General features: G+C 68.8%; 16 protein-coding genes and 4 pseudogenes. 9 read left to right on the top strand and 11 right to left on the bottom strand.

Translation table 11 applies throughout. The annotated features are described in order from the left end of the window. Positions 1 to 30: 30 nt before the first annotated feature. Positions 31 to 930, bottom strand: a complete 900-nt coding sequence (locus ACIREE_RS38495) for an NAD-dependent epimerase/dehydratase family protein (protein ID WP_404163350.1) — start codon at positions 928 to 930, stop codon at positions 31 to 33. Between the two features lie 157 nt (positions 931 to 1,087). Beyond that, complete coding sequence (locus ACIREE_RS38490; RefSeq protein ID WP_404163348.1) at positions 1,088 to 1,930, bottom strand: oxidoreductase; 843 nt, start codon at positions 1,928 to 1,930, stop codon at positions 1,088 to 1,090. 244 nt (positions 1,931 to 2,174) lie between these two features. On the opposite strand from ACIREE_RS38490, the gene ACIREE_RS38485 reads away from it, so the two are divergent. From ACIREE_RS38485 to ACIREE_RS38475, 3 genes and pseudogenes are all read left to right on the top strand, one after another. After that, positions 2,175 to 3,071: a helix-turn-helix transcriptional regulator gene (locus ACIREE_RS38485; RefSeq protein ID WP_404163345.1), complete on the top strand. Its 897-nt coding sequence runs from the start codon at positions 2,175 to 2,177 to the stop codon at positions 3,069 to 3,071. Next, complete coding sequence (locus ACIREE_RS38480) at positions 3,068 to 3,865, top strand: SDR family NAD(P)-dependent oxidoreductase (RefSeq protein ID WP_404163342.1); 798 nt, start codon at positions 3,068 to 3,070, stop codon at positions 3,863 to 3,865. Before ACIREE_RS38485 ends, ACIREE_RS38480 begins: the two co-directional genes overlap by 4 nt. Before the next feature lie 110 nt (positions 3,866 to 3,975). Further along, a pseudogene (locus tag ACIREE_RS38475) lies at positions 3,976 to 5,389 on the top strand (IS30 family transposase). A 464-nt stretch (positions 5,390 to 5,853) separates the two neighbouring features. Here the strand turns inward: ACIREE_RS38475 and ACIREE_RS38470 are convergent. From ACIREE_RS38470 to ACIREE_RS38460, 3 genes and pseudogenes are all read right to left on the bottom strand, one after another. Next, a complete protein-coding gene (locus ACIREE_RS38470) occupies positions 5,854 to 7,989 on the bottom strand; it encodes an ATP-binding protein (protein WP_404163339.1) in 2,136 nt (711 codons plus the stop codon). 137 nt (positions 7,990 to 8,126) lie between these two features. Next, positions 8,127 to 8,321: pseudogene (locus tag ACIREE_RS38465) on the bottom strand (2,3,4,5-tetrahydropyridine-2,6-dicarboxylate N-succinyltransferase); the annotation flags it as partial. Positions 8,322 to 8,914: 593 nt separating this feature from the next. Then, entirely contained in the window at positions 8,915 to 9,097 is a 183-nt protein-coding gene (locus ACIREE_RS38460; RefSeq protein WP_404163337.1) for a hypothetical protein, read from the bottom strand. 343 nt (positions 9,098 to 9,440) lie between these two features. On the opposite strand from ACIREE_RS38460, the gene ACIREE_RS38455 reads away from it, so the two are divergent. Then, entirely contained in the window at positions 9,441 to 11,495 is a 2,055-nt protein-coding gene (locus tag ACIREE_RS38455) for a sel1 repeat family protein (RefSeq protein WP_404163334.1), read from the top strand. Between the two features lie 445 nt (positions 11,496 to 11,940). Here ACIREE_RS38455 and ACIREE_RS38450 read toward each other — a convergent pair whose 3' ends face one another. Beyond that, positions 11,941 to 12,504, bottom strand: coding sequence for an HNH endonuclease family protein (locus tag ACIREE_RS38450; protein WP_404163332.1), 564 nt, complete (start codon positions 12,502 to 12,504; stop codon positions 11,941 to 11,943). Between the two features lie 1,387 nt (positions 12,505 to 13,891). On the opposite strand from ACIREE_RS38450, the gene ACIREE_RS38445 reads away from it, so the two are divergent. After that, complete coding sequence (locus tag ACIREE_RS38445) at positions 13,892 to 14,227, top strand: MerR family transcriptional regulator (protein ID WP_404163329.1); 336 nt, start codon at positions 13,892 to 13,894, stop codon at positions 14,225 to 14,227. A 298-nt stretch (positions 14,228 to 14,525) separates the two neighbouring features. On the opposite strand, the pseudogene ACIREE_RS38440 reads toward ACIREE_RS38445, so the two are convergent. Continuing rightward, positions 14,526 to 15,335: pseudogene (locus ACIREE_RS38440) on the bottom strand (IS256 family transposase); the annotation flags it as partial. Positions 15,336 to 15,568: 233 nt separating this feature from the next. After that, positions 15,569 to 16,084 carry a TetR/AcrR family transcriptional regulator gene (locus tag ACIREE_RS38435; protein ID WP_404163438.1) on the bottom strand — a complete coding sequence of 172 codons (516 nt, stop codon included), beginning with the start codon at positions 16,082 to 16,084 and terminating at the stop codon, positions 15,569 to 15,571. 98 nt (positions 16,085 to 16,182) lie between these two features. On the opposite strand from ACIREE_RS38435, the gene ACIREE_RS38430 reads away from it, so the two are divergent. The 4 genes from ACIREE_RS38430 (at position 16,183) to ACIREE_RS38415 (ending at position 18,095) form a co-directional block, all read left to right on the top strand. Further along, complete coding sequence (locus tag ACIREE_RS38430; RefSeq protein ID WP_404163325.1) at positions 16,183 to 16,578, top strand: nuclear transport factor 2 family protein; 396 nt, start codon at positions 16,183 to 16,185, stop codon at positions 16,576 to 16,578. A 5-nt stretch (positions 16,579 to 16,583) separates the two neighbouring features. Further along, positions 16,584 to 17,102 (top strand): anthrone oxygenase family protein, encoded by a 519-nt coding sequence (locus ACIREE_RS38425; RefSeq protein ID WP_404163322.1) that lies wholly within the window; start codon positions 16,584 to 16,586, stop codon positions 17,100 to 17,102. Positions 17,103 to 17,268: 166 nt separating this feature from the next. Next, positions 17,269 to 17,484 carry a transposase gene (locus tag ACIREE_RS38420; RefSeq protein ID WP_404163319.1) on the top strand — a complete coding sequence of 72 codons (216 nt, stop codon included), beginning with the start codon at positions 17,269 to 17,271 and terminating at the stop codon, positions 17,482 to 17,484. Beyond that, a complete protein-coding gene (locus ACIREE_RS38415; protein WP_404163316.1) occupies positions 17,481 to 18,095 on the top strand; it encodes an IS3 family transposase in 615 nt (204 codons plus the stop codon). The genes ACIREE_RS38420 and ACIREE_RS38415 overlap by 4 nt, the downstream gene beginning before the upstream one ends. Positions 18,096 to 18,140: 45 nt before the next feature. Here ACIREE_RS38415 and ACIREE_RS38410 read toward each other — a convergent pair whose 3' ends face one another. The 3 genes and pseudogenes from ACIREE_RS38410 to ACIREE_RS38400 all read right to left on the bottom strand — a co-directional run bounded on the left by ACIREE_RS38410 (position 18,141) and on the right by ACIREE_RS38400 (position 20,552). Then, positions 18,141 to 18,674 (bottom strand): CbrC family protein, encoded by a 534-nt coding sequence (locus ACIREE_RS38410; RefSeq protein WP_404163313.1) that lies wholly within the window; start codon positions 18,672 to 18,674, stop codon positions 18,141 to 18,143. Between the two features lie 32 nt (positions 18,675 to 18,706). After that, positions 18,707 to 20,241: pseudogene (locus ACIREE_RS38405) on the bottom strand (ISKra4 family transposase). 68 nt (positions 20,242 to 20,309) lie between these two features. Continuing rightward, positions 20,310 to 20,552 carry a hypothetical protein gene (locus ACIREE_RS38400; protein WP_404163310.1) on the bottom strand — a complete coding sequence of 81 codons (243 nt, stop codon included), beginning with the start codon at positions 20,550 to 20,552 and terminating at the stop codon, positions 20,310 to 20,312. Positions 20,553 to 20,566: the final 14 nt, after the last annotated feature.

Genomic DNA, 20,566 nt, shown 5'->3' with positions numbered 1-20,566 from the left:
CGGGGATCGGTCGCAACCCGTCGGATCGGGTCAGTCTTGGGAGCGGACGTGGTCGCGCCAGCTGTGGCGGGGATGGAAGCCCAGGCGCTGTTTCGCGGCCTCGTTGGAAAGCAGGGGGCTCCGGTCGCCGAGTTCGCCCTTGACGGGCACGTGGGGGAAGCGTGCTGCGAGGAGTTCGGGGGTGGGGATGGGCATGACGGTGTCGTCGGCGACGATGAGGAACGTCTCGAACCCGCGGGGCTCGTAGTGCAGGGCCTTTTCGATCGCGGTGCCGGTGTCGCGGCCGTCGATGTAGGACCACAGGTCCCAGATCCGCTCGTCGATCTTGTCGGCAAAGCCCGGGTACTCGGCGTACTCATCCTCGTTCTGGACGTAGGACAGGCGCAGGGCGCTGACCCGCAGCTCGGGGTCGTTCTTGGCGTACTCCTCGGCGATCTGCTCGATGACGAGCTTGCTGAGGCCGTAGGCGTTGCGGCCCCGGCGCGGGGAGTCCTCGTCAAGCGGCAGGTAGGTGACCGTGTCGTCGAAGGGCACGCCCAGGACCGTCTCGCTGGAAGCCACGACGATGTCGCGCAGACCGAGCCGGTGGCAGGCTTCGAAGACGTTATAGGCGGCGGTGACGTTGTTCTTGAAGGTCTCCGCATTGCTGAACATGCGGGGGTGGGGGATGGCAGCGAGGTGGACGACGACGTCGAAGGCGTGGTCGACGGTGTCGCCGAGGATGTCCCAGCCGATCGAGCCCAGGGCGTCGAAGGTCTGCCCGTAGTCGGTGAGGTCGGCGACGATCGAGAGGATGTCGTCGCGGCCGGGCGGTTGCCTGTCGATGCCGACCACCTCGTGGCCGGCGGCCAGCAGGGCGTCGACGGCATGTTCTCCGACCTTGCCATTGCAGCCGGTCACGGCGACGCGGAGAGTCTTGTGGGGGGACATGGTGCTCCGTTCCTGTCGGGATCGGCGGGCGGGGCGCCCAGGATGTGTGTTCCTGTTCGGCGCCCCGCCTCCCTTTCCAGCGAGTCTGTGCGGGCCTGGGTCGGCCCGCATCTTCCCCGCCCTGGGGGCTTCCCCGCGCGGGGAAGGTGTGGGTGGCTCAGTTCTGGACGGGGAAGTCGGCGCTGCGCGTGAGGTCCTCCCAGGCGGTGAATTCGGTGCGCATCTCGTCGAGCTTGGCCAGGGCCATGTCGTAGGCCGGGCTGCCGAGGAGGAGGCGGTGGGGCGGGTTGTCGGCGGTGACCGCGGTGAAGATCGCTTCGGCGGCGAGGGTGGGGTCGCCGGGCTCGTTGCCGGTGTTCTGCCGGAAGGAGGCGCGGGCGGCGCCGGCGGTGTCGGCGTAGTCGGCGATCTCGTGCTCGGGCAGGGTCTCGTTGGCGGAGCGGCCGGCCCAGTGGGTGCGGAAGGGGCCGGGTTCGGCCAGCAGCACCTTGATACCCAGCGGCGCGACTTCCTGCCACAGGGCCTCGGACAGGCCCTCGACGGCGAACTTGGTGGCGTTGTAGTAGCCGACGGCGGGGAAGGCGCGCAGCCCGCCGACGGAGGAGAAGTTCACGATCGTGCCGGTGCGGCGCCGGCGCATGCCCGGCAGGACGGCGCGGGTGAGCGCGGCCAGGCCGAAAAGGTTGATCTCGAACATGCGGCGGATCTCGTCGTCGGTGGACTCCTCGACCGCGGCGAAGTAGCCGATGCCGGCGTTGTTGACCAGGACGTCGATGCCGCCGAACTCCTCCTGCGCCGTGGCGACGGCCACCTCGATCTGCTCGGGGAGGGTGACGTCCAGCGGCAGGCCGAGGGCCCGGCCCTCCGCTCCGTCGCAGAGATCCTTGATCTGGTCGGTGTTGCGGGCGGTGACGACCGCGCGGTCACCGCAGGCCAGGACGGTGCGGGCCAGCTCGCGGCCGAAGCCGGTGGAGCAGCCAGTGATCAGCCAGGTACGCACGAGAAACGCCCTTCCTTGTGGGATTCGATGGGAAGCAGGGACCGGCAGGCGATGGCCGCAGGGGCACGGCGGCCGCCGGTGGGGCTTCGCTCTGTCGTCGGGGTGCTCTCTCCAGCAGATCACCGCAGGCAGGGCGCCCGGAGGCCGATGCCTGGGCCGGACATTCCCCGGTCGCCGCGTCCTAGGACGCGGCGACCCCCCTTCCGCGCCGCACGACCCGCCAAGGGCGGGGAACATGGAAGACATGGCCAGTAACGTCGACCTCAGTGAGTTCCTCCGCCGGTGCCGCGCCCGGATCTCCCCGGAGTCCGTTGGACTGCCGCAACACGGCGCATACCGGCGGGTGCCGGGGCTGCGCCGCGAGGAGATCGCGCAGCTGGCCGGGGTGAGCACGGATTACTACACCCGGCTGGAGCAGGGCCGCGACATCGTGCCCTCCGACAACGTGCTGGAGGCGGTCGCCCGGGCGCTGCAACTGGACGACGCCGAGCGCGCCCACCTGTTCGATCTGGTCAAGCCCGCCCCCGCCCGGCGACGGCGGCGCGCGCCCGGTGTGCAGAAGGTTCGCCCCGGGATGCGCCGGTTCCTGGACTCGTTCGAGGACCACGCCGGGTTCATCATCGGCCGGCGCGGGGACGTGCTGGCCACCAACCACCTGTGCCGGGTCCTGCTCGCCGACTTCGACGCCATGCCCTACCGGGAGCGCAACCTCACCCGCTGGATCGTCCTGGCTCCCGAGGCCCAGGAGCTGTACGCGGACTGGGAGAAGGTCGCAGCCGAGATGACCGCGATCCTTCGGCTGGACGCAGGCCGGCACCCCGACGACACCCGCACCGCCGAACTGGTGGGTGAGCTGACCATGAAGAGCGAGCACTTCCGCCGCTGGTGGAACGACCACAAGGTCCTCAACCGCACCTTCGGCCAAAAACGCTTCCGCCACCCCCTGGTAGGCGCCCTGACCATCGACTACGAGGCGTTTCCGCTGCCCGGCGACGACGAACAGACCCTCTTCCTCTACCTGCCCGCCCAGGACCAGACCTCCCAGGAAGCCTGGCGGCTGCTCGCCAGCTGGAACGCCGGGAAACCTGCCGCACGCCCCCAGACCACCACACCCTCCTCGACCGAACGGAGCACCCCGTGACCGACCCCGCCTCACCCCGCCCGCTGGCCCTGGTGACCGGAGCCTCCTCCGGCATCGGCTACGAGCTGGCCCTGCTGTTCGCCATCAACGGGTTCGACCTGATCGCGACCGGCCGCAGCGAAAAAACCGACAAGGCCGCCGCAGACCTCGCCGCGCACGGCACCGACGTGGTCCCCGTCCGCGCCGACCTCGCGACCCGCGACGGCGTGGAGACCGTGTGGAACGCGGTGGAGAAGACCGGCCGCCCACTGGACGCGGCGGTCCTGAACGCCGGGCGGAGCATCGGCGGGGGCTTCCTGGACACCGATCTGGACGACGAGCTCAGCCTGATCGACCTGAACGTGACCTCCGTCGTCCACCTCGCCAAGCACGTCGCCCGCCACATGGCCGCGAACGGCAAGGGCCGCATCCTGATCACCTCGTCGCTCTCCGCGACGCTGCCCACCCCGTACGAGACCGTCTACGGGCCCTCGCGCGCTTTCACTCGCATGTTCGCCCTCGGCCTGCGCGAAGAACTCAAGGAACACGGAGTGAGCGTCACCACGCTCATGCCCGGCGCCACCGACAGCGACTTCCACGCCCGCGCCGGCATGAACAACACCGCCTTCGGCCCCGGTATGAAAAAGAACAGCCGCAGGGACGTCGCCCGACAGGGCTTCCTCGCCCTGATGAACGGACAGGCCGAAGTCGTCGGCGGCGACGCCGCCACACGCCGCACCGCGTGGAAAAACCGCTTCCTGCCCGAAACGCTCAAGGCCGCCCGCCACGCCCGCAGCGCCAAACCACGCGACTGAACCCGGGCCACCCAATCAGCCCTCTCTGTCGGCAAACGATGGCGGATGCAATTGGTCGTCGCAACACCTTCTGATCACGGAGGTGTGCGATGGGACGACCGAGGAAGCAGATGCCGCAGGCGCCATCAGGTGCGCGGCGGCAGTGGGCTGCGGACAGGGCGATGCGGCCGGCGATGCGCTCACCGGGCCGGCCTGAGCCATCGCGCGCTGTGCAACGGGAGTTCTGGCGTCTGATCGCATCCGGGATCACCTCCGTCCAGGCCGCCGAGGGGGTCGGCGTGTCGGCACCGGTCGGGATTCGATGGTTCCGACACGCCGGCGGGATGGCGCCGCTGAGTCTGGACGAGCCCTCGGGCCGCTACCTGTCGTTCGCCGAACGCGAGGAGATCGCCCGGCTCAGCGGCCCAGGACAAGGGCGTGCGTGAGATCGCCCGCACGCTCGGGCGCGACCCGGCAACGATCTCTCGCGAGCTGCGTCGCAACGCCGCGACCAGGGGCGGCAAGCCGGTCTACCGTGCCGTGGTGGCCCAGTGGAAGGCACAACAGGCCGCGAAGCGCCCGAAGACGGCCAAGCTCGTGGGCCACGACCGGTTGCGTGAGTACGTGCAGGACCGGCTCGCCGGTGACATGCGCCGACCCGACGGCACGGTCGTTCCCGGTCCCGAGACGCCGCCGTGGAAGGGCCTGAACAAGCCCCATCGCCAGGACAGACGGTGGTCAACGGCGTGGAGTCCGGAGCAGATCGCCTGCAGGCTACGGGTCGACTTCCCGGATGATGAGTCCATGCGTATCAGTGCTGAGGCGATCTACCAGGCGCTGTTCATCGAGGGGCGAGGCGCGCTCAAGCGCGAGCTGGTCACGTGCCTGCGTACGGGCCGTGCACTGCGGGAGCCAAGGGCGCGGTCCCGGAACAGGCCGCAGGGCCACGTCACCGCTGACGTCGTGCTCAGCGAGCGCCCGGCCGAGGCCGACGACCGCGCTGTTCCCGGCCATGGGGAGGGCGACCTGATCATCGGGACGGGCAGGTCGGCGATCGGCACGCTCGTCGAGCGCAGCAGCCGCTCCACGCTCCTGGTCCATCTGCCGCGGCTGGAGGGCTGGGGCGAGAAGCCGTACGTCAGGAATGGGCCAGCGCTCGGCGGATACGGGGCCACGGCGATGAACGCGGCGCTGACGGAAGCGATGACCAAGCTGCCCGGGCAACTACGCAAGACTCTCACCTGGGACCGCGGGAAGGAGCTCTCCGGCCACGCCCAGTTCGCCATGGAGAGCGGGACCAGGGTGTTCTTCGCCGACCCGCACTCGCCCTGGCAGCGACCGACGAACGAGAACACCAACGGGCTGCTGCGACAGTACTTCCCGAAAGGCACGGACCTGTCCCGGTGGTCCGCCGAAGATCTCGGAGCCGTCGCATACGCACTCAACAACCGGCCCCGCAAGATCCTCGGCTGGAAGGCCCCCGCCGAAGTCTTCGAAGAACAACTACGCTCACTACAACAACCCGGTGTTGCATCGACCGGTTGAACTCGCCGAATACACCTCGACCCGATTCCGGTCTCGGATACGGGAGTTGGGTCTTCGTCAAAGCTGCGGGCGCACCGGATCATGCTTCGATAACGCCGCCGCAGAGAGCTTCTGGGCCCTGCTCAAAGAAGAGATCGGCACCCGTGCCTGGCCCGACCGGGCCACTGCACGTGTGCCGACCTCTTCGACTTCATCGAGACGTTCTACAACCGCCGCCGGCTACGCAGACACAAGGTCTTCGGCTACCTCACCCCGGCCGAGACCAGGCAACGGCACCGACACGCCCTCGCGGCATAACCATCGAGTGTCCAAGATCACGGGGAAGCTTCATCATGCGAGGTGCCCCAAACCCCAGCCGCCGGTAAGAGTGATCGCGGGCGGGATGCCGGTGGCATCAGTGATCACGTGGCAACTTGAAGGTCAACACCGACGGGTGGCGCCATCAACCTCATGGCCAGCAACAGTTAGGGAGTCTCCGGCGGGTCGGTGTGTGCCTGCGGTGAGGGACGTGGGGCGGGTGTGTTGCACAGGGCGTAGGCGATGCCGGCGTCGGAGCCGGTCCGGAAGGCTGCCGTGTAGGCATGGTCGCCGAGGGCGTCGCGGGTCGTGCGTTCGCATGCCTGCCGGGCGGCAACCGACTGGGGGATGCCCATCTGTGGCCCCTCCAGGGTTTCCCAGAGCCGTTGTGCCAGGCCGAGCAGGCGGGCGGCGTGCTCGGCCTGTCCGGCGGCGCTGGTGGCAGCGGCGAGTGCGTCCATGGCCAGTCCGGTTCCCATGCGGTCGTGCATACGGTGTTTGGCGCGCAGCGCCTCGAGGGCATAGCCCTGCGCGGCTGCGGGTCGGCCGAGCGCCAGCTCGGCCTGGGCGCGGAGGTAGTCGCCGAACGCGCGCACCGATCGCTCGCCATGCCGGTCGCACAGCGCGCGCAGCCGCTCCAGCAGGGGAAGGGCGTCCGCGGGACGGCCCGAGTAGAGGTATGCGTGGCTGCTGCCCAGCAGGCCCAGGAGCGTGGCAAGGGTGAGGGCGCCGTCGTCCCGGGCCACGGCCAGTGCGCGGCCGGCCGCGGCGTGCGTCTCGGCCAGGTCGCCCCGCAGGCCCGCGGCAACCATGAGGACCGCACGGGCGGGGCCCAGAGCATCGGTGTCGGCCTGCTGTTCAGCCGCCGCGAGGCATTCTGTGCCCCGGGCCGTACAGCTCTCCGCGTCACCGAGGGGCATCGAGGCGAGGGCGCAGGCCCACAGGGCCTTGGTGCGTTCGCGGCTCGGCCGGGTGTCGGCGGCCAGCGCGCGGTCCAGGTAGTGGCGCCCCTCCTTGGCGAACCCGCAGCCGTACCAGAAGAACCACAGTGACCCGGCCAGTTCCAGTGCGGCATGGCCCTGCGGGGCGTGGAGGCTGAACTCCAGGGCGGCGCGGAGGTTGTCGTGTTCGGCGTGCATGCGGTCGTACCAGACGTACTGGTCGGGCCCCAGCCAGGCGGCATCCCCCTCGCGGGCCAGCTGTGCGAAGCGGTCCCGGTGACGGCGCCGCAGCACATCCTCTTCTCCCAGGAGGCGCAGCCAGTGGGCACCGTATTCCTGGATGGTGTCCAGCATCCGGAACCGCTCCCCGGGCCCGGAGGGCAACCAGATCAGCAGCGACTTGTCCACGAGCGCCTGCACCAGCCCGGGGATCTGCTCGCTGGGGAGCCGGTCGTCGGCGCACGCGTGCCGGACTGCCTCGGCATCGAAGCTGCCCGTGAACACCGACAGCCGTGCCCACAACAGGCGCTCGGCCGGGGTGCACAGCTCATGGCTCCAGCCGATGGCCGTGCGCAACGCTTGATGCCAGGGCGGAGCGGCCTCGTGCACTACCTCCTCGGTGGTGCCCAGCACCGCGAAACGGTCGGCCAGCTGTTCGGTCAACTCGGCCACCGACAGGTCACGCAGGCGTGCGGCGGCCAGTTCGATGGCGAGCGGCAGACCGTCCAGGCGGCGGCACAAGCGTTCGAGGTCGGGGCGGTTGGCGTCGGTGACGGCAAACCCGGGCACCGCCTCGGCAGCGCGGGCAGCGAGCAGAGTGACGGCATCCGCGCCGCAGTCCGTGCGCTCGTCCCCGGCCCCGGGAACGGCCAGCGGTGTGACGGGCAGCAGCCGCTCCGCGATGATGCCCAGCGGACGGCGGCTGGTCGCCAGAATGCGCAGCCCCGGCGCCGCCCGCAGCAGGATTTCGGCCGTCAGCGCGCACTCGTCCACCAGATGCTCGCAGGTGTCGAGGACCAGCAGCAGCTCGCGGCCGGCGAGGTACTCGGCCAGCACATCGATCATCGGGCGGGTGCTCTGGTCGGCCAGCGGAAGCGCCTCCGCGATGGCGTGCGCCAGCCCCGAGCCGTAGCGCAGCGGTGAGAGCTCCACCCACCATGCCTCGTCCCGGAGCTGCGGCCGCACCTCGTGCGCCGCCCGCAGCGCGATGCGGGACTTGCCCACCCCACCGACACCCGTCAGTGTCACCAGCCGGGACTCCCCGAACAGCCGCCCGACCTCGGCGAGTTCGGGACGTCTGCCGACCAACTGCGTTGCCTCCGCGGGCAGGGCCCCCGCCGCCCACCGCCTCTGTCTGGTCACGATCGCCCCTCTCCCGGCTTGATCCGGGATAGGGCCAGCCTGCCGCATCCCCAAGGCCGCGTGACGATCCGCAAGGAAATGACCGACTATGACGACAGCGGACCGCGACGGGACGGGAAATCTGACGTGCGGCAGCCCTAGTGGTGGCTGTGCAGCCCTTCGTTGAGAGCGCCCCGCACCGCGTTGTTCGGGCGGGCCTCGATGCTGCCGGTCGCCGAGTTGTGGCGGAAGAGGATGTTCGAGGCACCGGTCAGCTCGCGGGCCTTGACGATCTGCCCGTCGGGCATGGTGACGCGGGTGCCCGCGGTGACGTACAGACCGGCCTCCACGTATTCGGCGCGATCGTCGCGGCCACCGTCGCCATCAACGAGACCCGCGGAATGGCGCCCGGCAGCACCGCATCGCCGCGCTACCCGCAGCAACGCCGCCTCACCCACACGACCAAGTAGCAGCGGTGCACGCAGCCGGTCCCACTGGCCAACCGCCGTACCGGGGCCGGGCCGCCGACGAGCGGCTGTCCCTTGCTCGCCCCTCGGCGAGGCGCAGTAGCTGCTGCTGCTCGCGTCCGTGACCAAATCTCCGCAACTGCCAGGCGAGGCGGCAGGAGTCGCTGCCGGGTTCGATCGCCACCTCTACGTGCCGGCACCGCTCCGGGACGGTCGCGATCACACCGCCCACCACGGGCACGGCCCGCTCGAACAGGAGCCGATGGTCCACGACGGACGCGGGACTACCAGCGGTACGCGAGAGCCTGCACGTGGCCCTGCTCGCCAGCCCCGAATTATCCCCGCATGTCGCGGACCTCGCAGCTGCCGTAGAGCACGACGCAGTCAACCACTCCAAGCGCCCCCACGTGCTGTTCGATTATGTGCGCGAGGCGCGCAGACTGCTCACCCCGGCCAATGGGTGAGCCTCTGGCGGCCGGTCATCGGTAGGCGGTGACGCTTGACAGGTACAGGGCTATGGCTGAGGCGGCGGCGCTGCCTGCGGCGAGAACCGAGGCGGGCGGGCTGGATCCGGCACGGCGGGCAAGGTAGGCGGTCGCGCTGCCGATGTGCACAGCGATGGAGAGGGCGAGCAGGAGAGAGAGCACGTGCGTGGTGGGCATGGCGCCTCCTTGACGGCACGGCGTGGTGCTCGTGCGACTGATGTGGAGGGTGGCTGTCCGGCGCGGTGTCCTGCCTGTCTGTGTCACCAGATCGGACGTTCGGCCGTGCGGGCAGGGTTGGTTGCCTACGATCGCGATGTCCGGTCGTGTCCGGAGCGGACATCATTCGGTCGCTGGAGTGGAAGTAGTGAAAAGCAGTTCGCCCGTCCTTGACGACTTATGTCGCATTGGCGCATTCAAACGGGATCAGCTGGGGGGACAGCCGTCCGATAACGCGCTGTCGAAGATGCCGTCCCCGCCGGTCGTCCGTGACACGGTCGGGGCGTGGCTGCGGGGAGACCGGATGCCGCAGCGCCTGGAGCCGCTGCTCGGTGTGGTGGGCAGCATCCGGGCAGAAGCCGCACGGCGCGGAGTCCTGCAGGTGCGTGTGGACTGCGGTGAAACGGCTGCGGAGCTGCTGGACGAAGCCCGATGGCGTGCACAGTGGCAGGCCGAGCACCGCAGGCGTACCGACGCTGTGCGTATCGGTGCACAGCGGCAGCTGGCCCGGCAGGCCCTCGAAGGCGAAGAACGGCGCGCGCGGCGAGCCGCATTGGCCGACCGCCTTCGCCCGGTGCTCTGGTGGTCCCAGCAGCGGCTCGGCGTGCACCCTGCCATCCCAGGGCTCCGGGCCGTCTCAACCGGCTTCATCCTGCCGACCTTCGTCCCCCGCTCTCACGACACGCGGCTGAGCGACGTCGTGTCCGCAGCATGCGAGGCCGGCTCCCGCCCCGAGTTTGTCCTTTTGACGGGCCGGTCCTGCACAGGAAAGACCCGCTCCGCATGTGAGGCGCTGGCCGGCGTCCCCGACGACTTCGATCTGATGTTTCCGGCTGACGCGGACAGCCTGCTGGCTGCCTTGGCGGCCGACGCGCTCGGCCCCCGGACCGTGCTGTGGCTCAACGAGGCCCACCGTTACCTCGACGGCACCGCCGGCGACGCCGTCGCGGCAGCGCTCCTGCGCCGCCTCGACGGCGACGGACCGTTCCTCGTCATGGCCACGATGTGGCCCGACCAGGTCGAGGCACTCATCTCCCGGGACATGGGCCCAGAGGGCGACAACCCCCACCGCAACGCGGTGGAACTGTTCCGTCAGATCACGCGCATCGACCTGCCCCTGTCCTTCGGCCAGGACCTGGACGCCGTCCAACGCGCAGCACAAACCGACGTGTCACTGGCCGCAGCCCTGGACACTGACGGGGAGAACCTCACGCAAGTGCTGGCCGCGGGACCGGACATGGTCCTCCACTACGAGCAACCCACCGGCGAGCACGGAATCTACGGCAGCGCGGTCATACGAGCAGCCATGGACGCCCACCGCCTGGGCCTGAGCGTTTTGCCCAAGGCATTCCTCGAGGCCGCTGCGCCCGGCTACCTGAGCGACCAGCAGCGCAGCCAGGCAGCCCCCGACTGGTTCGAAGGCGCCCTCGCCTACGCACAGACCGTCATCAAACACACCACCAGCCCACTGCAACCTGTACCGCGCACGTCCGGCATGGGCGCGTTGCCCGGCATGGTCCGCCTGGCCGACTACCTTCAGGAGCACGGCCGCCAGACCCGATGGATGCACGTCCCCCCGCGCTCCTTCTGGGAAGCCGCTGCCTCCCAGCTCACCGAAGCCGCTGATCTTCTGCGGCTCGCAGATTCCGCGCAGGAACGCAGCCGGCTTCGCTACGCCTCAACCCTGTATGCCGCCGCTGCCAAAAGCGGAAGCCTGCCAGCACGCGTGGTACTCGCACGCTCTCGCGCGCGGGCAGGGGACCACGCGACCGCGATCAGACTGGCCCGCCCGGCGGCCGACCAGGGACATCCAGGAGCGCTGGCACTGCTCGCTCTCCTCCACCCCGACCGCAGTGCTGCCCTCGAGCTCGCCGAGGGCGTCGCAGCCCGGTCAGTCTTGGTATCCGACCGCTTCGTGCTCGGCTTCCTGCGACAAGCGGGATATGCGGAACATGACCCGTACGATCGCGTGCTGGCCGAACCAGCCTTGCCGGACAGTCCACGCAGCCGGGAATTCCGCGACAAACTGCTTTCCTTGACCAGCAGGTCGCTTCTGGCCGGCTGGACGAGTGGAACCCTCCCAGCGGCAGAAGAACTCGCCTATGAGGCGGCCGCGGCCGGAGCACCGTTCCCTCTGGCACGTATCGCGCTGCTGATCAAGTGGAAGGGCGACGAGGAGACAGCCACCCGCATGTACCAGCTGGCTGTCGACGCAGGGCACCCCGGTGCGCTGGGAGGTCTCGCCCGCATCCGCCAACATTCCGTTCACGCCTACATGACCCGCGGACTCGACGCTGACGGCAGCGTTGCCGCCCCATGGTCCTGGGAGGACCCGGACGCCCCCTGCGCCCGGGGATGATCGGCCCGCAACCGTCCGTAGCGACAGCTTCGCCTGGACCGCCTGCTCGGCCACGTCCGCCCTCTCGGCGGTGACCACCACCATCTGCCCCAGTTCGCACGTGTTGTTCAGGCGTTCACCGAGCTCGGCGTCGGCCTGCGCGGGCAATTCGGCGACGGCAGCCACGGTCCCTCCCTGGTGTCCGGTCCGCGGGTGACCGGCCAGCGGGTCCCGGTTGGGCTTCTGCCGGCGGCGCTGACATTCGCCGGCGCGGTCGCCGGGTGGCGGTTTCGGTGAGCAGCCACGGCGGCGAATACGGCCGTGGGCCCGTGGATGACCGTGAGGTGCGGGAGGCGAGCGGTGCGGACCGCAACTGCATCTCGTCGAAGGACCCGCACCGCGGCACACAGCCTCACCGCCGCTGCACAGCAGGTGAGTTGGACCGCGAGGCCTATGGACGGGCGGACTACCGGGCGAAGGTGACCTTCACCGGTGTGTTCGGGCACGAGTCCAGTTCCTTGCCGAGCGCGGCCTTCTCTGCGGGGTCGATGCTGAGCTGCCAGCGCATCTTGGCGGCGACCCAGTCGGTCACATACGTGCAGCGGTCCCCGGCGAAGGGCGGCAGCCACTCGGCGACGTCCTTGTCGCCCTTGGCCCCGTTCGTCTTCGCCGACACGGCCAGCAGCGACCGGGCATCGCCGAGGTCATTGGCGTAGGCCTCCCGTTCCCTGGCCGGCCAGGTGGAGGCGCCGGAGTCCCAGGCCTCGGCGAGCGGCACGAGGTGGTCGATGTCGAGCCGGCGCGCGTCGTCGACGTAGGTGTTGTCGTAGGCGGAGTACCACTCGCCGCCGCTGATGTGGCACTCGTCGTCCACCGTCGGCGTGATGAACGCTTCCGCCTTCAGTACCTCGGCGCGGGCGTTGAAGCGGTCGTGGTCGGCGTCGATCCAGTGGTGAAAGGCGGTGCGTTCATAGCCGGTGCGGTGCTCGGCTTTCACCGGCAGCACCTTGAGCGCGCTGGTGGCGGGCATGGTGAGGACGTCACCGGGGTTGCCGAGCGGTGCCGGCTTGGCAGGAGCGGCGTAGGCGGGGGGTGAGGAGCGCGGCGAGTACGGCGCTGGTGGCGGCCGCGGTGGCGAACAGGCGCACAGGAGGTTCCGTCCTGAAAGGTCTGACTGGGTATGACCTTCGTAGTGAGCCGGGCGGACATAAGGAGACGACACACCAGCGCGCTTCACCCCAAGGCGTGAGAGCCGGGTCCCACCATGGTTGATCCCGGCCCCGTTTGAGATGACTATCAATCCCGCGCGTGATCGCCGAGTTGAAGGCGACAGCGCGCGGGGAGCCGTCCGGCAGCGACAGGGCCTCGACCTCTTCCGCACCACACGAAACGCGACTCCCGGCAGGTCCAGCAACCTTGACGGGCAGGTGGGCTTCGGCTGGGTGGTGGAGTGTGGAGGGCGTAGTGCGTGCGCGTTCCCGGCGGAGGTGCCCGGCCTGTCCTCCCGCAAGCAGATCTCCCGCTGAGCATCAGGCAGGGCCTCACCCTGCCGAACCTCCGCGGTGGAACCGCTGCGGAGGCCAGGACGGGCACGTCCCCCTCGCCTGTCCTGGGTGCTCCAGTCCACGCTGCACCGGTCCGGGCCCCCGCAGCAACGAGGCTGTTCAGACCGACTCTCTCACCGTCGAACACGCGAAAACCTATGTCGGCGGGAGTAGACATTGAGCGGGCGCGTGGTTATGGTTTCTCTCGTAAGCGAGATCGAGCAGGGTCCGGCAGAGACGAACTGCCGGGCAGCGGTACCCGTAAGTGCAGTTGCAGGACGGTGCGGTGGTGGAGTTCCGAAGCCAGGAAAACGTAGGACGGCGACGGGGCTGACGGCCGGACCGGGTGGCCCGCAGTGGTCAGGGGCCACCACCAGCAGTAACCGCAGTATCAGTAAGTGCAGTTCGCAGGACCGCAGTGCAGTGGCGAGCGGTACCTCGGTGAAGGCGTCGGCTGCGGGCGCGCGCACCGGGAGGTTCGGCAGTGGGGTTCCAGGCCAGAGCAGGTGCAGGACGGGCGACGGGGCTGGCTGCCGAAGAGTGGCGCCGGGACGGGCCACCTGCAGTACGCAGGAGAGCAGTAGCAGTACCAGCAGTAGGCAAGTGATTGTTCAGAGGGAATGAACGGAGGAGCGGGCGCCATCAGGATCGCCCGGGCGGAGTGTTGAGCCCGGGTACCGCAGGACATCGAACGTGAGGTGGTCTCCGGTCAAGCAACCGCGATCCCCGCACCCCCGGCAGCAGTTCGGTCGGGGCGGCGGACACAGAAGGCCGGCGTAGTACGAGGGTCGGCAGATGGTGTGAGCAGTTCCTTCGGGGCCCGGGCGCAACTACGCGCCCGGGCCCCTCGACGCGTTCCACAAGAGAGGTGCAATGACCGCAGACGACTCCTTCAACCGGCTGGATGACGACGACTATCCCGCCTACACGATGGGCCGGGCCGCCGACATGCTCGGCACCACCCAGGGCTTCCTGCGCGCCATCGGCGACGCCCGCCTCATCACCCCACTGCGCTCCGCGGGCGGCCACCGCCGCTACTCCCGCTACCAGTTGCGCATCGCCGCCCGTGCCCGCGAACTCGTCGACCATGGCACACCGATCGAGTCCGCCTGCCGGATCGTCGTCCTCGAGGACCAGCTCGAGGAAGCCCAGCGCCTCAACGCCGAACACCAGCGCACCGTCGCAGGGGCGCATCTGCAGCCGTTGTGATTCATGGCTGAACGGGCTGTTAGCGCAGGGGCTGCCTGCGATGACCTTGTACGCCGCGATCAGATCCTCGTTGGCAGCGCCGAGGACGGGGCTGGCCCCCTCTGCCGATCCTGCCGAGCGCTCTATCTGGCGAACGGTGCCAACTCGCATGCACCGTCACAGCCAGCGAAAACCAGCAGTATGACGCAGGGCACCGCAGCGCCTGAGAACGCTGCCTGCGGGTACACGGGCAGCCGTACGCCGCGTATCCACCAACGCGCACACGCGTTGGAGCGCCCATGGACACACACGAGCCCACGTTGTAGATCTCCTGCAGAGCCTTCTTCGCGCCCGGCTGAGCGGACTTCGGCAGCGCGTTGATGACGTTGCGGGTTTTGTGAACCCAGCACCTTCGGTGCCTGGCCCGCGGAAACACCTCCGCCAGGGCCCGCCACAGGCCCATCGCGCCGTCACCGACGACGAGTTCGGGATCCCGCATGCCGCGCCGGCGCCAATCGCGCAGCAAGTCTGCCCAGGACTCGGTCGACTCACGCAGGCCCTCGGCGAGCGCGATGAGGTCCTTGCGGCCGTCGACGCGCACGCCCATGAGGACCAGGACGCAGGAGCGGGCCTGGCCGAGGCGGACCTTGGGGTGGACGCCGTCGGCCCACACGTAGACGTAGTCGGTTTCCGACAGGTCACGGGCCTGGAAGACGGCGTGATCCGCGCTCCACTGCTTGGTCAGCCGGGTCACCGTCGCCGAGGAGAGGCCGGCGGAGGAGCCGAGGAACTGTTCCATCGCGGGCACGAAGTCCCCGGACGACAGGCCGTGCAGGTAGAACAGCGGCAGGACTTCGCTGATCTTCGGGGACTTGCGGCACCAGGGGGCGAGGATCTGCGACGAGAACCGCTTGCGCTCGCCGGTCTCGGCGTCGACGCGTTTGTCGTTCACGCGGGGTGCCTTCACCGCGATCGGTCCGGCGGCGGTGGTCACCGTCCGCTCGCGGTGATGGCTGTTGCGGACCACCAGGCGTTGGCCGACCTCATCGCGCCCACCGGCCAACTCTGCTATGTACTGGTCGACTTCGGCTACCAGGGCCGCGGCGAGCATCCGCCTCGCGCCCTCGCGTGCTGAGGGTGGGGTAGCCGTACGGACGGCTCAGGTCACGAGCATGACGTCATCGTCGAGATGCGCGACGTACTCCTGCAGATGCACGGTGACGGGGCCCTCTGCCTGTGGAGAGGAGTCGGGCTCCAGGTCTTGAGTAGGGGTCACCCGTAAGCGTGCACTGCTATTAGGTCTTGATTGCTCCGATCCGCAGGGCACCACAGGCAAAGCGCCGATCGTGTAGCGCACTCGTTTCACTCAGCTGCCCCGCACAAGCGCATCACTGACGTACGGAACTGTTTCGCCGCGTCCCGCGCATCCATGCGGCCGATGCGGATCTGATGGTCGGCGGCGTGGCCGAGTGCGATCACCGCGGCGACCAGCCAACCGGTCTCCAGGCCGACCGTGAACTCGCCGCTGTCGCGCCCACGGCGGATCAGATCCTCCAGGCGCTGCTCGATCGGCACGTGACGTGACGCGTCGGCCTCTGAGTCGCTGTCTGAATGGCCGAACGCCGCCTGCTCGGCCAGCAGTGTTCCGGCCGCGGTGAGGAAGCGGCCGAGGGCCTCAGTGGCCGTACCGGCCTCAAGATCAGCAGCATCCAGCAAGGCGAAAGCCCTGCGGCTCAGCTCATCGCGCACGGACGCAAGGAGTACCTCACGGGAGCCGAAGTGCACGTAGGCGGTCTGCCGTGTGACACCAGCGACGGAAGCGATCTCCGCCATGCTCGCCTCGGGGCGCTCGGCAAGCACCCGGACCGCTGCCGACACCAGCGCGGCACGGTTGCGTTGGACCTCTACCCGCTGACGGCGACGCCTTATCTCTGACACGATTGACAACTATATGGCACACCTCAAGACTGACAGGCATGTCAGAAATAACTGAACTGGCGGCGCGCCGCCTCCTGGTCGACTACACCCGCGACATGGCCCTCTCGGCCGAGGACCCGACACAGATCGTGGCCCGCACACTGACCGACGACGCGGTCTGGATCACCGACGGCACAAAGCTCACCCGCGACCAGCTGATCGCGCACGCGGTTCCGGCCCGCAAGAACGTCACCGCCGGCGACATGCGGATTGACGATCTCCTCGTTGACGGCCGCCGATTCGCTGCACGCTGTTGCCTCAGCGCGGAACACCGCAAGCTCGGCCACGTGGTGAGCGAGTGGCTCCTGATCGGCGAGGTCGCCGAAGACGGGCGGGTGAGGCGTATCCACCAACTCGGCTGTACACCCGCTGCCGAACCGCAGGCGGGGGAGTGATCCACATGCGCGTCCAACTCGCCCAGGGCATCGCCCTGTTGTCCACCGGTGCCCTCGCCGGCGCATTCGGCTACGGAGCGGCCAATCTCGTCCCCACCTTCAACGCCGTACCGCTGGAGATGCGACTGTCCTTCCACGCCCAGTTGATGCAGATGAACGGCATCACCATGCAAGGCGCTATGGGCATATCGGCCCTCAGCGCCCTCACACTTGCGGTAGTGACGCATGGCACCGCACGGCGCCTTGCCGGAGGGGCCGGGATCCTTGTTGTCGCGTCCTTCTTGATCACCCGTCTCGGCAACGTCCCCATCAACGGCCGCATCAAGCAGTGGGCGGCCACCTCTGCGCCCGCCGACCACGCCGATATCCTTGCTCGTTGGGAGGCGTTCAACTACGCACGCACAGGCACCGCGTTCGCTGCCTTCGCGCTTCTTATCCTCCTCTCGCTGCGCCGCAGCCACTCTGTGGACGATGCCCGTCAGGACACGGGCTTTGAACCAGCCAAACCGAACGAGGCGGTGTGAGCTGAACCGGATTTTGTAGCGGCCCTGAAGCCAGGCATGATCGCCTCGGCAGATGGGAGATCACAGGTCCGATGCCTGCACCACGGAAGTACCGCGACGAGCTGCGTGAGCGAGCCGTCCGTGAAGTCCAGACCTCCGGTCGTCCGGTCGGCTCGTCGCGAAGGACTTGGGCATTCACAAGGAGGCCTTGCGCGGATGGGTCCGCCAGGCCGAGGCCGACAAAGGTGATCGGCCGGACCTGCTGACCACTGCCGAGCGGGCCGAGCTGGGTCAACTCCGCAAGGAGATAGCAGAGTTGCGTCGGGCGAACGAGATCCTGAAAGCCGCCTCGGTGTTTTTCGCGAAGGAGCTCGACCAGCCCCGCACGAGGCTGACGCGGTGATCAACCACCTCCGCGACGACTTCGGGGTCGAGCCCCTATGCCGGGAACTGGACCTGTCGGTCTCGGCATTCAACGCCCGCCGTCGGCGCCCGAAGTCCAGCCGGCGACAGCGCGACGAACAGCTCATCGAGTACATCCGCTGCATCCATGACGCGTCCGGCGAGACCTATGGGGCCCGGCGTATCCACCGCCAGCTGCGGCGCGAGGGCATCATTACGGCCCGCTGCACCATCGAGCGCCTCATGCGCGAGGACGGCCTGGAAGGCGTGATCCGCGGGCAGCGGCGCCGCACCACGATCCCTGAGCCGTCCGCACCCCGGCCACCCGATCTGGTCAACCGGCACTTCACCGCGAGTCGGCCGAACCAGCTGTGGGTCGCCGACCTCACCTATATTCGCACCTGGTCAGGCTGGGTCTACGTCGCCTTCGTCCTGGACGTGTACTCACGGATGATCGTCGGGTGGCAGTGCGCCACCCACATGCGAACCGATCTCCCGCTGGACGCACTGGAGATGGCCCTGTGGCGGCGAGGCATCAAGAAGGGCTCGGGCCTGATTCATCACAGCGATCGCGGATCGCAGGGCGGATTCAATTGGGTGGGGTTTCCTTGAAGGGATGATCGGTTCGATCTCGAGGGCTGCCGAGCTCAGTGGCGGTTATGAGGCGTCGGTGTAGGCGAGGTGGGTGCCGCAGACGGTGCAGCGGAAGAGCATCGCGGTGGCGCCTTGGCCAAGGTGGGTGAGGAACTGCTCGAGTTGGGCGGTATCGTGCCAGCCGCCCATGCGCAGGTCCTGCCTGAGCTGGTCGAGGGCCTCGGGGTGGGCTGCCAGCTCGTTGTAGCCGACCTCGCCGATAAAGGCGGCCGCGTCGTGGCAGTGGATGAGCCAGTGTGGATCTTGCCAGGCGTGGAAGCCGGGGGTGCGGCGGGTGACCTCGTGCAGGATCTCCTCGCTGACACCGTCGAGTCCGTAGGCGTCCATGAACTCGCCGTCGAACCGTTCAGCCGCGCTGCCGTCCGCGATGCACCAGGGGCAGAAACGTCCGCCGACCTCTTGAGCGGTGTAGAAGGTCGCGGTGTAGATCCATCCCGTGGCGCGGTTGCAGCTTGCGCAGGTTTCGGCGCTGTCACGGATGGACCCGCTGGCGAGCGGGTCCGGGTGATAGCGGAAGGCGGGAAGTGCGGAGTTCACCGGTGCAGTCTGTTCGTAAGACAGCCCGGTGATCAAGCAGTTAGGGCAAATCCCCGCTGGTCGGGCACCGGATAGAGGCGCTGGTGCTCATGCGCGGTGTGGTGGCGCCAGTAGGCATCGATGTCACCGTTGTCGATCAACGTGCGGAGCCGGAGAACGGCTTCGGCGCCGACAAGGCCCCAGCGGGTGCCGGTGATGTCCAGGCGATCACCGATCAGGTGTCGGCAGGCGCCCTCGATCGCACCGGTGGCGATCGGCCAGCCCGCAGTCAGGGCGATGTTGTAGCGGAGCTGGTCGAGGTGGCCGGTCAGGTAGCGACAGCAGGTATCCACGGCTTCTCGCCGACTGTCGCGGAGGCCGGCCTGATCGGCCTGGGGGGTCATCTCCTGGGCGGCGGGGTCGGCTTGACCTGCGAGGATCGTGGTCAGATGGTCGGCGACCCAGGCGTCGGCCTCTGCGGTGCCGGGCTTGTGAAAGGCGTGGGTTGCCGTCCAGACGTACTCGGTGACGTGCACGAAGTCCAGGAGCACGTTGATCGTGCAGCAGCAGCGGCGGGCGGCTTCGCGTTGGATCAGGTCGAGTTGGTGTCGGGCGCCGTCGACCAGGACGACCCAGCACCGGTGGTGGCCGGGGTCGCGGGCCTCGGCTTGGGCGAAGACGTCGGAGATGACCTTCTCGGGCGGGTGGAGGAGCGAGGCAGTGCTCCACTTCCGTGTCGCGGCCGGGCCGCGGCGGATGCGACGGCGGGCGCTGCGTCCGCCTGGCGGATGGATCACGTCGTGTGGGCGCCGAGGAGCGGGGACGGCATCGAAGAGGCAGGCCACGGTGGCCATCCGCTTGCGGTTGGGCTTCTCGCCCGGCGTGAGTCGGCTGCGATGTCCGGCCTCGGCGGCGCGGCGGGCCTTCTGAGTGGCGGGCCGTAGAGCCTCCGGTCGCATGACCACGCCCTTGCCGTCGACCTCGATGACCAGTGGGACGTCCCGGCTGCGGGGGACGGGAATGTGCTGCTGGTAGAAGGAGTCGATGTCACCGGAGGCGGCGGCCACGCGCTCCTCAAGGCGACGTTTTCCCAGCACTTGTCCGCAGCGGCGCTCGATCGCCGCCTGCGCCGGTCGAACGAGCCCCGCACCGCCTCGGTCACCGCGAGCCGCCGCAGTCCCATCGAGTGCCGGCCTGCAGGAAGCGACAACGTCGCATCGGCCGGATGGACATTGGGCATCAAAGGACCCCGATAGGCCATGCGTTCCACCCGGACCAGGCCGAACAGGCAGGCCAGCCGGCGTGCGTGGCCCGTCTCCCGCCACGGACGAGGCCGTCCGTCCGATCCGATCACCCGTGGCCGCACTTCCTGCCTGGCTGCCGCTTCTTCCCTGCGGGCCCGCAGATCCAGGTGATCCTGCAGTAGCTGCCGCAGCAGTTGACGTCCGGCCTCTTCCAGTCGTTCCTCCAGCTCAGCGTGGGTCCAAGACTGGGCCGGCTTGCCTTGCAGAGTGCATAACAGCGATTCGAAGGCACTGACCGAGCGGGCAAACAGGTCAGCACTCACGCTTGCGTCATACGGTTCCATTCCGGGGCTCTTCTCGGCGAGCGTCGATTTGGTTGGCACCTTCGACTCTAGGGAGAAGAGCCCCTCCTTCACGAGGAGCTGGGCTCCATCTCCGTCTCGTGATGGGCCGGAGAGAACAAGCCCGGATCGCCCTCGGTCAGCCAGCCCCGGGCGACCAGCCGCTTCAGCTTTCCCCGGATCCCCTCGATCTTCCCCACCTCGGCGGGCAGCCCGATCCTCGGCACGACCTGCTTGGCCCGCACCGGCCCCGGCGCAGCACGGACCACCTCCACGATGTCCCGGTAGATCTTCGGGAGTACACTCGTGTCCATCCCCGGCCGCCGGT

It is taken from the genome of Streptomyces sp. NPDC102467, from assembly GCF_044765445.1.
GTDB lineage: Bacteria > Actinomycetota > Actinomycetes > Streptomycetales > Streptomycetaceae > Streptomyces.
The sequence above is the reverse complement of the archived record's forward strand: the minus strand, read 5'-3'. Positions and strand labels throughout refer to the sequence as shown.